Raw genomic sequence first — 12371 nt, 5'->3', positions numbered from 1 at the left:
CTACCCTCGCACCATCGGAATCGATTGAGACGCCATGCTCTTCTGACACTCCGTTCCACCTGCACCACCGACGCCGGAACCACCTTCGTCGCCAATAAAAACATTAGGCGAACCCGTCTGCGCCTGCCCGCCACAATCAATGGCATCGCCGATGCGGCCAGCGGGCTTACCGTTGATAAAGACCGTTGATGATCCGGCTGCGAGCTTGCGGCCATGGGCGGGTTCAGGGCAGACCGGGCAGCCATGGGGTACGTAAGCGTCACCGACGCGCATCAGTGGTTTGTTGTTGACGAAGACGCTCGGACTTCCGCCGGTCGCGAGAGTTGGCGGGAAGTGGCAGGAATGGCCGGAGCCTATGTCTGTGCGGCGGTGAGCTTGGGGCACGCAAAAATCCTTTCATGAAAAAATGGAGATATTCCAGACACACCCCTTAGATTCATGTTCGTGGATAGTTGTCACTAATAGCGTCAAGTGCATTAGTTTCGCCGCCAATTGGAACTGTACCACTGACACCGTTAGGTCGCGCTGAAGAGACACGACCAACAGGCACAGTACTCGTCGGACCGTGCGCTACAGAAGTTCTTGCAGGCAAGCTTCCTTTTTCAGCCTGCATGTCGACCATCATTAATACTTGAACGTCGAATCTAATTATCTGGGGAAGCGGAGCATTGTTTATTACGTCGAACGCCACATAAAGATTTCTTCCGAATTTCGCGGGAAAATCACGCTCGACTCTATCGCCGTTATTAAAATTGAACCGAAGCACCATATTGTCTGTAATCAAGCAAGAGCGAGTCGATTGGAGAGGTAGAAGGTCAATCTCGTAAACGCTATCGAGCTGGATGGGGTTACCCCCGCTGGACTTGTTCATAAGATCTATTGCATCTCTCCCAGTACTATCAATCTCCACCTCACCCGCATTCATCGCTCTAGCACCTTTGGAGGAGTGACTACCTCTTGGCCCGGCTTTAGGTCCAGGAGCAATATCCTCGAGTGTATACAAACTTGACTTCTGACCAGTAAATCGAAGCAATATACCTCGATAATTTCTTTCATCCCGATGTATTTTAACAAACTTAGAATATCTCTTGAATTCACCACCTGGGATAACATCATCGACAACAATATAGGCGGTGTGAAGAAGTTTTGTTCCCCACGCAAGAAGTGAATCTTCATAAGGCTTATGATTATAAGTATTTGAATTTATACCATCTGTTCCATCACCAATTTCTGCCCCTGGCATCGTGAGCTGAGGACGACTGTCTTTCTGGACAAGTGGGTGTAGCGATCTAAACGTATTGTCAGTCATGGTTGTATTGCCTTGTAGAGAAGATCATATTGCTGACGGAAAATATCGCTCAATATAAACAATTCGGATTTTTCGTCTTCTTGACTACATTCTTTGTACTTACAGTAATAAGATTTGCACATCGGTTGGGCTACGCCATTAGGATAATTATCCTTGAAAAACATATGCTTGTATGGCCCATCGTCGAAGTTAGTGATAGAAGATGAATAATCGCAAAAATACGGTGTTTGCTCGAGAGCAAGCTTGGTATCGTCAGAAAACAGATTGAAGAGTTCCTTGTGGCAATTCTCATTTAGACCACACGCCCAAACTGAAAGGCGAAATGCTTCATAAGACGACAATATTGGTGAGGAATTCGAATTTATTTCATTTTTTCTGACCGTATCGACGTAATCTACCAATTTTTCTTTGAAGTTATTTTCAATATTAAACTTAAATTTCCACATCTCGAAAAAGACATTTTGACCACCACACTCTTGTAGCTTTTCTTTTATTTTGTCAGTGTATTTGTATTGCAGGCAAATACCTGGCATATTTATTGCCACAGTGTTAACCGTTCCCTTGTCGTGGCAGATAGCATCGATAAAACTCACAACATCTTGGGAACAAGCTTGTTGCAATCTACCTTCAACACTCTCAGGCATTGGTGTTGTGGTCTGCGACAAGACTTGCGACATACTCACAAGGCTCGCAAAAAACGCGGAAAATATTGTATAGATCTTCAAAGCAGCTACTCCGATCAGTTTATGTCAATACGTTTTGCGTTTTGCTTGATGGTGTCTGCACCCTCAACAAATATATTGACACCACGAATTGTGATTTCGCCATCGCGGTTCATTGTAAATTCGGATTTACCGCATTTTATCGAAAACGATTCACCTACGCCAAAAAGGACGCGCTGGCCAACTCTGTTGATATAATTGGACGTAACAGAAATAGAGTAATCCTTCGCTGTATTTATAGATATTCCATTATCGAAATTTTGTTGTGAGTTACCTGACACATCAAGCGTATAGTTTTTTGCAACTGAAGTAGCGATATCTCCGGAAACGACCGTAATTAGTGAACCTTGATTATGTACGTTGGAAAAATCTGTATCACTTGACATCGCGTCAAATGGTAATTGGAAGTTAAAACGATCGATGAAATTTGTACTAAGAACCGACAATACCGCGTCATCGTTACCTATCATTTGCACCATGTTTCGACCTGTAGATATGGTCAAATTTTGATTATAGTAGAAATCAGCCCATCCAAGAACAACCCTACTTTCGTTCATGCCAACTTGCTGATGATGGTTCGCGTTGGTGTATTGGACAAAATTGTTTTTGACGCCAACGTTGTAATCCTTCTCCGCCTGCACAAAAATTTCTTCTCTTCCCGCCTCGTCCTCAAACGTCAATTCATTAAAACCCCGACCTTTATGGGTATTTGTACGCAGGGTGGTTCGAGTCTTATTCGCCGGCAGCTCATACGGCACCGTCTGCCGCGCATTCGGCACCACCCCCGTCACCAGCGGCCTATCCGGATCACCGTCCACAAAGGCTACCATCACCTCCATGCCAATACGCGGAATGATCTGACCGCCCCAGGTGGAGCCTGCCCAGTTCTGCGCTACCCGCACCCAGCAGGTATCCGTGCCATCCTTTTTGGCCTTGCGGTCCCACGGGAACCATAGCTTGATGCGTCCGTATTGGTCCGGATGGATTTCTTCGCCCTCGGGTCCGGCGACAATGGCCACCTGCGTGCCCTCTATCTTCGGGCGCTTCGTCGTGCGGTGTGGGGTGAGCGGTACGCGGGCCGGGATCGCCTCGAAGGCGTTGCGGTATTCCGGTTCGTTGCTGTTGGTCTCATAGGAGCGGTCCACGATGGTGTGGCTGGCCCTGATGATCACATGCTCTTCGTATTCATGTTCGGGATGCGCGACTTCGTAAGGGGTAAAGCGGCGACCGGCTTCTAGGATGCGGGAGGTGGAGGCACCGAAGACGCGGTCATGGTCGGCTTCGGTGGATTGCGTGCGCAGTTTTTGCGCGCGCTCTGCCTCTTCCACGGTCTTGATGCGGGCCGGATATTCGTAAAGCTCGCGCTTGGTCGCATCCGGCATCTGCACCAGTGATGGTGTCATCGTGCCCGGCACCATGCCCGGGGTTTCGAAATTCCAGTCGGCGCCAGCGCGCTGTCCCGGCACGTAGGAGAAACGACGTGCCCAGTCATTGATGTGGTTGCGATCCGAAGAGCCCTGCGCCAGTCGCACCTTACCTTCGCCCTGTGCCGACGGGGATGGTCCTAGCCAGCCATTGGCGCTATCGGCCACATGCAGCTTGTGAGAACCATCCTCGTGACTGAACCAGTAGAAAAGACCATCTTCCTCGAAACGGCGCAGAAGATAAGACAGGTCATCTTCGTTGAATTGAACGCTATAGTGCTGTGGTGGTGGTGGAGAGATGATGCCCGATGTATCCGGGGCTGGAATGCCGTGTTCGGAAAACAGCGTTTCTGCAATCTCGATCGATGTCTTGTCCATCCAGATGCGGCAATCGGAGCGGCGCGATAGCAGCCACATTTGCGGGCGGATGGTCATCGAATAGGAGCGCAGGCCACGGGTGATGGGTGGGCCTTCATGCAGTTCCGTCACAAGACCATTGAAGGGACGACGGACACCGCCATCTTCGCCTTCGCCCTGACTCACTTCAATCGAGACATCGACCAGCCTGCCGATCAGTTCTTCTGGCTTCACCGCTTCCTTTTTGGCGCGGACATTCAGGTGGATTTCGAAGAGCTGCGATACGCCTTCATCGATGACCATGCGTTCGGGCAGCAACTGATCTTCGCCGAGCGGCGACTTGACCTTCAAAACACGGCTGGCCTGGATGAAATCCGCGGACGATGGCTGCTCGGTCATCAAATATCCCTCAACTTAAGACAGGCGGCTGGTCTGGAGTGGCCAGAACCAGATTGTTTCGGATTGGTAGTAGCAGGCCGATGCGCATTGAGCGGCGTCCGTCCCGCCCAGGACGAGATCAATATGGCCGCCGCCGCGATAACCGGGAATATTGTTGAAGGCGACGAGGCCCTTGCGTGCGCCGATGCCATTTTGCGCCGTGGCAGGCGTGTAGTCCTCATAAGTTCCAAGATAGTTGTTTCGCGCCATGAGATCGGCCAGCCGCCGCATGTTGACCTCAACGCCTTTTCCAGCGAACGCGCCTTTTTGAATTCTGTGCGACGCCGGAACGATATTAAAGCCGGACTTGACAAAAGCCATGCTGACGCGAATTGCGCAGGTGTTATTGTAATTGGGATTGCCTAGAAACTCGTCCCAACCGATTTCCGTGAACAAATCCCGCTGGCTCACGTGATTGGAGCGCGATGGTTCGCTGCTGGGATAGTTGGAATACAGGGTCTCAAAATCAACGCGCAATGCAAATCTCCCTTTAATTTTTGTTCGGCTGACAGGGGAAGGCAGCGCTAAGAGCTTCTAGGACGAGAGCCGCCGCCTGACCGCTTAGCTTCTCCTGGGAAACATCACCCAGATGCGTGTAGACGCGGTCTGTCAGCTCATGTGGGGCGACGCCCTGTCCGCACCAGTCTCTCCCGCTCGTCAGATCAGCCACGCCGGCAATATAGGCGCTTCCCCTGGCTGCGGAGATGATGCGCTGCGTTTCCGGATCGGTCACTTCAGGCGCATTTTTTCCCTCGATTGCCAGCTTCAGCTGAGCCCCGGAAATGATTGACGGCTGCTCCGCGTCCTGAGCGAGAGCCTGCGACCCTAAAGTTGGACCAAGAATGAAGCAGGCAGAAATCACCCGTATGAGGGCAGTTTTGACATTCGCTATGGCGGTTGCGTTATTGCGCGCGTCTGTCATGGCGATGCACTCGTATTTGATGCTGAATGCTTGCTGGCAAGATGCGGTTTGAAAGCTTCAATGGACTCGCTCAACATCGTGCTGCTGCGCTGATCGATCTCCTGCCGATAGATTTCGATGAGTTTTTCTCTATCCGCCTTTGTCTCTGCGGATGCGTAGAACTCAGAAAGGCGGGCTATATCGCTCTCCGGCAGCGTCGATAATATCCACGTCAGTTGAGCCGTCAGGTTTCCCTTGGCGACCTGCGGATCAAACGGACCTAGATTGCCCGGATTACCGCGCAGATTGGAGACAGCCTCTTCGGCCGTTTTTTGGGTCTCGGACGCTGATTGCTTGGCAAGCGCCTCTGGCTTCTCCGTGAAATAGGCCTGCAGAGAGGTATTTATGGCTGCACCTGCGACCGAGTTTTCAGCGGCCAGCGCTGGCAAAACCATAGTGTTGGCAAGCGCTTCCAGCTTTTGGATTTTGTCTTGAGACAGTGCGGCTTGTGAAGAGCCGGTGCTGTCACTGGCGCCTGCTAGTTGATCGTTCGCGTCCGCAATCCGCTTTGCGATGGCGACGAGTTCGGCATCGTCGCAACTCGCTGGTTTGAATTCTGATTCCAGCTTGGCGAATATCGAATTTTCTTCAAAATTCTTTGTTACGATTGGTCGCAGCAGCCCATCGACTGAGGAGATATCTTCGCCCTTCTCTTCTGAAAAACGCTTCTCGGCGAAGTCCAGCAAGCTTGGAATTGAATTCGCGTATCGCTGGACATTCTCCACCTCAAGCACGCATCCGGAGTGAGCCTGCGCGGACGCTGAACACGCAACGAGAAGAACAGACGTGCTCAGCGCAGGAATGAAACGGGACCAGGCGCGGGACATGAAACTCACCAGCACAGAGCGCCCTCACAACATCTTAATGTCGGCAAGACCCTGGGGTCTGGCGGCAACACCAAGCTGACCAATCACGCGCTCAGCTTTTGCCACCTGCTCTTTGTTGACAGAGGGCGAGCTGACCAGACTTGCCAACGTGCTTTGTGGAGGGAAAAACTGCTGGCCAAGGATCTGGCTGTGAAGGCGGTTCACCCGTTCGCTGACCACAGAACCCAGACCGTCATACTCGACCCGTTGCCCCGGCTCGACGCGCATTGGAAAGCCGCCCTTCAGGCGCGGAACAGTCGATTGCGGGTAGCCCGGCGATGATGTCAGTTCGGGAATCGATTTTTTGCTGAGTTCGATTTCGCTGGGGCCGTACATCCCGCCATTGCCGGGTATATAGCTCACAAGCTTGTCCGACTCCATCACGGCATCCATGTAGAACAGCAGTTCCATCTTCTGTGACAGACGGTTTTCATCCACGCGCCGGCTTTCAGGCGGGTTGCAAAACGGGGTCTTGGATACGAGGTCCGCGAGATGGGTCTTGCTTGCATCGCTGATGCTACCGTCATCGCGCACGCCCTGAACGAACTTGTGCACGCAGATGTGGTTGGTGTTGATGAAGTCCTCGACGCGCGTGAGGAAATTGAGGGCCGTTGGTGCCGATGCGATAGAAGCACTGCTGGTGAGGCCTTCAACCGCGCTTGTAATCTGTTTTCCGGCGGCCTTCTTGGCTTCGTCCAGAACGCCACCCAATGCGAACATCAAGACCTTGTTGTTGTTCGCAGCGTGCATGGCATCGAATGTTCTATTCAGATTGTTGTTGCAGATCACGCGCAGTGCAGCGCGGCTGGTCAACACCCGCAACGAGCTGGTCGCAAAAGCGGCCATCATCACGCTGCCGGTCAGGATCGATGCCGACAGGACAAACAGTTCCGCAATCATCTTGTCGCGGGCCTGCTGCGCCTTCGTCGTCCTCTGAAAATTGTCGATGGCAAGATCATAGGCGCGCACATAGGGGCTCGCCACGTTCAACTGCCATTGGGATTTGTATTTCGGCAATTCAATGAGAATATTGTTCAAACGATCCGTTGCCAAAGACACGACCATCTCCATCGCTAGACTGAATGCGTTGCTCTCCGCCAAGCCGTTCATCGGCTTCACGCTAGGACCAACCCGAATATATCGATAAGAGGGAAAGGCGCCGGCAAAATTGCCGGCACCTTCCTTGGCAGATTAAGCGGCCTTCGTGGTCGCCAGATCGTAAGAAGCGATCATTGGAGCCTGCTGCGTGTTGTTGTCGTCGGCAGGCGTGTACTTGACTTCCATCTTGGTGAAGTTGAGCTTGATGGTCTCAACAGGACGGTCACCGCTGGAGTCGACAGAGTAGCTGGCGATAAGAGTGTTCGTCAGCAGGTACTGAATGTAGGTGTTACCCGGATTACCCGTGGTGACGAGGTGGATCGTCGCCAGCTTGCCCTGGCGACCAGAGCAGGCTTCACTGAAAAGCTTTGTGGAAGAGGAATCGCTGACCTTGGTGAGAATAACTTCCGAAATGGTTGGTTCGGAGGCTTCACGGTTTGCAGCAGAACCAGCAGTGGTGTTCATGTTGCGCGATACGTTCCAATGAATGGCTTCAATATCCATCCACTTGCGGTGCTCCTCGTGGGTTGCATCACCCTGAATACCGTCGATCTGCAAATAAATAGGCATGCTGTAAGCTCCTGTAGCTAATGAAAGACCTCTTGCTCCGAGGCCGTGTTTGCCTTTCAACTACTGCCGCATGCGTCGGGACATCCCTTCCGACGCGGCAACTTTATCCACTGCACCCTTTTTGGATGCCGCGAATTCATCAGTTTCCCCAACCGCTCCGGCACGAATGCCGAACCCGGTTTCATCAAAATCGACCGTGATCTGCTTGACCTTGTCGCCAGCGATGACTTTCTCCAGAAAGAAGCTGGACAGTGGCGGCAGCAAATCCCGGCCAATCATGATTTCGATGGCGCGCGCGCCGATTTCGCTCGAACCTGCCCGCCCGACCAGCGCCTCGCGCGCCTGCGGGGACAGAGTGAGTTCGGTGCCATAGGCCGCACGAACCCGCTCAGCGATTTTCTCAATCTGTATGTCGACGATCCGAGACAGCTGTTCCGGCCCAAGCGGCATAAAGGGCAGAATGACGGTGCGTCCTAGGAATGCGGGCTTGAACTGCTTGGTCAGCTCCGGCATCAGCAGCGCTTCCAGCGCCTCGCCTTCGGGCATGGTGTCCGGGTCGGCCGACAGTGCTGTCAATAGTTCGGAGCCGGTATTAGCCGTCATGAAAATGGTGGTGTTCTTGAAGTCGATGTCGCGGCCTTCGCCGTCCTTCAACATGCCTTTGTCGAACACCTGATAAAATATATCCTGAACGCCGGGATGCGCCTTATCGATCTCATCCAGAAGCAGCACGCCGAATGGACGGCGACGAACGGCTTCTGTCAGCACTCCGCCCTCACCATAACCGACATAGCCGGGTGGCGAACCCAGAAGCAGCGAAACCTTATGCTCTTCCTTGAATTCAGACATATTGATTGTCGTCAGATGGCTGTTTCCTCCATAGAGCAGATCGGCCAATGACAGCGCGGTCTCCGTCTTGCCCGTGCCCGACATGCCGACAAGCAGGAAGACAGCTGGCGGGCGACGCGGATCGGACAGACCGGCGCTCGCCGCACGCATGGCATCCGCAATACGATCAATGGCAAAATCCTGACCGATAACGCGCTGCTTCATGCGCTCGTCCAGGGTCTTTGCGCTTTCGATCTGGTCGGCGAGCAGTTTGCCAAGCGGAATGCCTGTCCAGCGGGACACGACACCGGCAATCATTTCACGGTCAACGACCGTCGGCACCAGCTTTTCGTCGCTGTTATCGGGCGCGAGGGTCACGGCTCTCAACGGCGCAACATTGAAGGCATCAGATTGCTCCGCGTCGCTTTTTTCGGATTCCAGCAATTCAGCGAGTTCTGCGTCATAACGTGAACGAAGGCCTTCGATAGCCGTTTCAAGATTGGTTATTTCAGACTTTATGGCGTCGATACGAGCGCTCGTCTCTTCGGTAGACGGCTCACGCACCAGCCATTCCAATTCCGTGGCTAGAAGTATGCGTTCGCTTTCCATGGAACGCAGCTTTTCCGGCAATGTCTGACGGGCAAGCGAAACTGCTGCCGACGCGGTATCAAGGAGACTGACCGCTTTGTCCGGCAGTTGCCGCGCGGGCATGTATCGGGCGGACAGTTGCACGGCGGCGACGATGGCTTCATCGCGAATGACGACGCCATGGTGTTTGACGAAAGTATCAGCCACGCCGCGCAGCATGCGAATGGCGGTTGATTCGTCCGGCTCACGCACATGTACGGGCTGAAAGCGGCGGGTCAGTGCCGCATCTTTTTCAAAATACTTTTTGTACTCGCTCCATGTGGTGGCTGCGACGGTTCGCACCTCACCACGGGCCAACGCAGGCTTGAGAATATTGGCCGCATCGCCCTGCCCGGCTGCACCACCGGCACCGACAAGACCGTGAGCCTCATCGATGAAGAGAATGATCGGCTCCGGCGAGCGTTTAACCGCGTCGATGACACCGTGGAGACGTCGTTCAAACTCACCTTTCACGCCTGCACCGGCCTGAAGAAGGGAGAGATCGAGGCTCAGCAGCCGGACGTTTCGCAATTTTTCCGGCACATTGCCTGACACAATTTCAAGCGCCAACGCTTCTGCCACTGCCGTCTTGCCAACACCAGCCTCTCCGACAAGGATCGGATTGTTCTGCCGACGACGGGTCAGAATATCAACCATCTGACGCAGCTCTTCATCACGACCGATGACTGGGTCTATTTCCCCCTGCCGTGCATCATCCGTCATGTCCTGCGTGTAGAGGCGGAGAAAATCGTTCTGGTCTTTCGCCTGTGACTGAATAGCAGTCTTGCCATCTTCCGAAGGCGAGTTGTTCGCGGTTTCCTCGCGAAGACGCTCCAGAGCGGCCCTATCCATCAGTTTGAGCGAGGGAAACGCGGCGCGCACAAGGGTGCGCAGCGAAGTTTCCTCATCCAAAGCGAGGAGAAGATGGATCAGCGAGATGTACGAGCGGCCATCTTGCAGCGATGCCAAGAGCCAAGCCTCGCGCCCTGCTGTCAGAACATTTTGCGAGAGCGACAAGGCCTCGCCATCACCGATGGCGGCATCATCCAGCGCGCGATCGATTTCGGCATGCAGCTTGTCGGTTGGTATTTTCAGTTGATGAAATATGTCAGCATGCTTGCCAGAATCTACAACCGCGCACATCCAATGCGCAATATCCACAAACTGGTGTCCCCGCCTTGCAGCGACAGATGCCGCCGCCTCCAGCGATACGCGCAGGTCAGGCTCAAGCGCTTCGACAAGGCGATTGAGATCAATATGCGACATGCAGCGAGCCTCCGGTTTGGATCATTCCACAACGTGACGTGGCATAGTTAGGTTGATGAAACTCACTTGTCCAGCCAAAAGTTGCTTTTTTATTTGACGAGTTTAAAATCAAGTCGCCACAATTTTGCCTCATTCTCCATAAGTCTGTTTAGTGAATAACCTTACGTAACGGAAGTAACTGACACATATCTATCATACTTTATGAGGGATAAACTGATTTTGGACCCGCAGAAAGACATTCAGAATATAGAATACTTAGGCGATTGCGGAGAAAATATTCGCAACAACGCAAGAACTCGTGAACTATACTATAGAATTAAAGATGAAAGAAACCAGGCAAGGGCAGAAGAACGTACTGTCTCACCGCAAGAAGTTCTACGCGTTTCCAATAACTGGACCGAGGTCAGCAATCTCGGATTGCATATTATATATTCTGAAAGCCGCGACGTGGAAATATTGGCGTGGCTAGCGGAAGCACAGTTACGCTTGAAGGGCTTTCCCGGTCTACGTGAAGTTTACCGGGTTACATATGATATATTTTGCAACCATTGGGACTCGATTCACTCCATCAGCGATGATGACGACGAAGAAAAATTTGCTCCCTTTGCCGGACTGAACGGGATTGGCAGTGAGGGAACGCTGATTCAGCCGCTGCGATTGAGCTCGCTCATTCCCGGCAACAAGTTCGGTGACAAGACCCTGTGGGATTTCCAGCTGGCGCAGCGTTCAACCGAAACGAAACGTCGTGAAGAACTCTATAACGCAGCATCCGAAGTCGGTGTCGCGGCTATGTCTTCCCATCTTGCGGATGTGAATACCTGCCTTTCACTGTTCGACGCGATCACGGCCATTATGTCCGAGCGTTGCGGCCACAATGCACCAGCGAGCTCCAACATTCGCAACACGCTTATCGAAGCCGCGGCTGCAATTCGCACGCTTGGCGGAAAGGACGAAACCGTGGCCGCACCGCAGGAGAATGCACGGATAGCGGAGGGTGATGTCAACGGCGCACATCCCGAAGTTCAGAAAGCCATCGTAAAAAATCCCGAAGAAATTGCATCTCGTGATGAAGCGTTTGAAACTCTTCTTACAGTTGCGCGTTATTTCCGCCGGACGGAGCCGCATTCTCCGATATCGCTGGCAATTGAAACATTGGTTCGCAGGGGGCGCATGGATTTTTCAGAACTGCTCGCAGAGCTTTTACCCGAAGCACAGACACGCAACGCCGTTTTGACGGCGGCAGGCATAAAGCCCGGCGGCGAGAACAACGGAAACTAAGTGAAACCAAGGGAGCGTCCAGGCTCCCGAAAGTCAGCAATGCCCAAGCGGCATCAAGGAGGTTTGAATGGCAAGTGTGCATGAGAAGCTGGAGCGGGTTCGCAAGCCTCGCGTTCACATCAAATACGAAGTGGAAACGGAAGGCGCGATGGTGGTGAAGGAATTGCCCTTCGTCGTTGGCGTGCTGGGTGATTTTTCCGGCAACCCTACACAGCCGCTGAAGCCTTTCGGCGAGCGCAAATTCGTGCAGGTGGACCGCGACAATTTCGACGAAGTCATGCGCCGCATGACGCCGGGCCTCAACATCAGCGTTCCCAACACGCTCCAAAATGACGGCACGGATATTCAGGTCAATCTGAAGTTCGAAAGCATGGATGATTTCCTGCCAGCTTCCGTCGTGGATCAGGTCCCGGCGCTCAAATCGCTTCTGGATGCCCGCAACGAGCTACGCGATCTGTTGTCCAAGGCCGACCGCTCGGAAGATCTGGAGCGGCTTTTGGAAGACATTCTTCAAAACAAGACGGATCTCGGCAAGCTGGTTTCCGAACTGAAAGAGAAAAATGGCACAGCGCAATAGCCTGGCGACATCTGGACTGTTTCTTCGAGATGCCCCGGCGCACGGGGCTT

Annotated in this window: 12 protein-coding genes; 2 read left to right on the top strand and 10 right to left on the bottom strand. The window is 53.0% G+C overall.

Annotated features, from left to right (window positions below):
• The 10 genes from ABUK73_RS18235 to tssH form a co-directional block, all read right to left on the bottom strand.
• Positions 1-384, bottom strand: coding sequence for a PAAR domain-containing protein (locus ABUK73_RS18235; protein WP_353578530.1), 384 nt, complete (start codon positions 382-384; stop codon positions 1-3).
• 52 nt (positions 385-436) lie between these two features.
• On the bottom strand, positions 437-1309 hold the full coding sequence (locus tag ABUK73_RS18230; RefSeq protein WP_353578529.1) for a hypothetical protein: 873 nt from the start codon (positions 1307-1309) through the stop codon (positions 437-439).
• Positions 1306-2034: a hypothetical protein gene (locus tag ABUK73_RS18225; protein WP_353578528.1), complete on the bottom strand. Its 729-nt coding sequence runs from the start codon at positions 2032-2034 to the stop codon at positions 1306-1308. Before ABUK73_RS18225 ends, ABUK73_RS18230 begins: the two co-directional genes overlap by 4 nt.
• A 14-nt stretch (positions 2035-2048) precedes the next feature.
• Positions 2049-4211, bottom strand: a complete 2163-nt coding sequence (tssI, locus tag ABUK73_RS18220) for a type VI secretion system tip protein TssI/VgrG (protein WP_353578527.1) — start codon at positions 4209-4211, stop codon at positions 2049-2051.
• Between the two features lie 15 nt (positions 4212-4226).
• Positions 4227-4727, bottom strand: coding sequence for a type VI secretion system amidase effector protein Tae4 (locus ABUK73_RS18215; RefSeq protein WP_353578526.1), 501 nt, complete (start codon positions 4725-4727; stop codon positions 4227-4229).
• A gap of 13 nt (positions 4728-4740) precedes the next feature.
• The gene (locus ABUK73_RS18210) at positions 4741-5172 is read right to left on the bottom strand and encodes a Rap1a/Tai family immunity protein (RefSeq protein WP_353578525.1); all 432 of its coding nucleotides are present in this window, start codon (positions 5170-5172) and stop codon (positions 4741-4743) included.
• Positions 5169-6038: a hypothetical protein gene (locus tag ABUK73_RS18205; protein WP_353578524.1), complete on the bottom strand. Its 870-nt coding sequence runs from the start codon at positions 6036-6038 to the stop codon at positions 5169-5171. The genes ABUK73_RS18210 and ABUK73_RS18205 overlap by 4 nt, the downstream gene beginning before the upstream one ends.
• A gap of 24 nt (positions 6039-6062) precedes the next feature.
• On the bottom strand, positions 6063-7142 hold the full coding sequence (locus ABUK73_RS18200; RefSeq protein ID WP_353578610.1) for a hypothetical protein: 1080 nt from the start codon (positions 7140-7142) through the stop codon (positions 6063-6065).
• A 126-nt stretch (positions 7143-7268) separates the two neighbouring features.
• Entirely contained in the window at positions 7269-7745 is a 477-nt protein-coding gene (locus tag ABUK73_RS18195) for an Hcp family type VI secretion system effector (RefSeq protein WP_113089256.1), read from the bottom strand.
• Between the two features lie 60 nt (positions 7746-7805).
• Positions 7806-10466 (bottom strand): type VI secretion system ATPase TssH, encoded by a 2661-nt coding sequence (gene tssH, locus ABUK73_RS18190; protein ID WP_353578523.1) that lies wholly within the window; start codon positions 10464-10466, stop codon positions 7806-7808.
• A 219-nt stretch (positions 10467-10685) separates the two neighbouring features.
• Here tssH and tssA point away from each other — a divergent pair, with 219 nt between their 5' ends.
• Complete coding sequence (gene tssA / locus ABUK73_RS18185) at positions 10686-11744, top strand: type VI secretion system protein TssA (protein ID WP_353578522.1); 1059 nt, start codon at positions 10686-10688, stop codon at positions 11742-11744.
• A gap of 67 nt (positions 11745-11811) precedes the next feature.
• Entirely contained in the window at positions 11812-12321 is a 510-nt protein-coding gene (tssB, locus tag ABUK73_RS18180) for a type VI secretion system contractile sheath small subunit (protein ID WP_353578521.1), read from the top strand.
• Positions 12322-12371 lie beyond the last annotated feature (50 nt).

The organism is Agrobacterium vacciniicorymbosi (assembly GCF_040427045.1).
In the GTDB taxonomy this organism is placed as follows: Bacteria; Pseudomonadota; Alphaproteobacteria; order Rhizobiales; family Rhizobiaceae; genus Agrobacterium.
This window is presented reverse-complemented; position numbering and strand designations above follow the sequence as displayed.

What these genes read in the sequence shown, in the direction of transcription:
- ABUK73_RS18230 (WP_353578529.1), bottom strand. Translation starts at nt 1,309, where the DNA reads ATGACTGACAATACGTTTAGATCGCTACACCCACTTGTCCAGAAAGAC.
- tssI (WP_353578527.1), bottom strand. Translation starts at nt 4,211, where the DNA reads ATGACCGAGCAGCCATCGTCCGCGGATTTCATCCAGGCCAGCCGTGTT.
- ABUK73_RS18210 (WP_353578525.1), bottom strand. Translation starts at nt 5,172, where the DNA reads ATGACAGACGCGCGCAATAACGCAACCGCCATAGCGAATGTCAAAACT.
- ABUK73_RS18205 (WP_353578524.1), bottom strand. Translation starts at nt 6,038, where the DNA reads ATGTCCCGCGCCTGGTCCCGTTTCATTCCTGCGCTGAGCACGTCTGTT.
- ABUK73_RS18200 (WP_353578610.1), bottom strand. Translation starts at nt 7,142, where the DNA reads ATGGTCGTGTCTTTGGCAACGGATCGTTTGAACAATATTCTCATTGAA.
- ABUK73_RS18195 (WP_113089256.1), bottom strand. Translation starts at nt 7,745, where the DNA reads ATGCCTATTTATTTGCAGATCGACGGTATTCAGGGTGATGCAACCCAC.
- tssH (WP_353578523.1), bottom strand. Translation starts at nt 10,466, where the DNA reads ATGTCGCATATTGATCTCAATCGCCTTGTCGAAGCGCTTGAGCCTGAC.
- tssB (WP_353578521.1), top strand. Translation starts at nt 11,812, where the DNA reads ATGGCAAGTGTGCATGAGAAGCTGGAGCGGGTTCGCAAGCCTCGCGTT.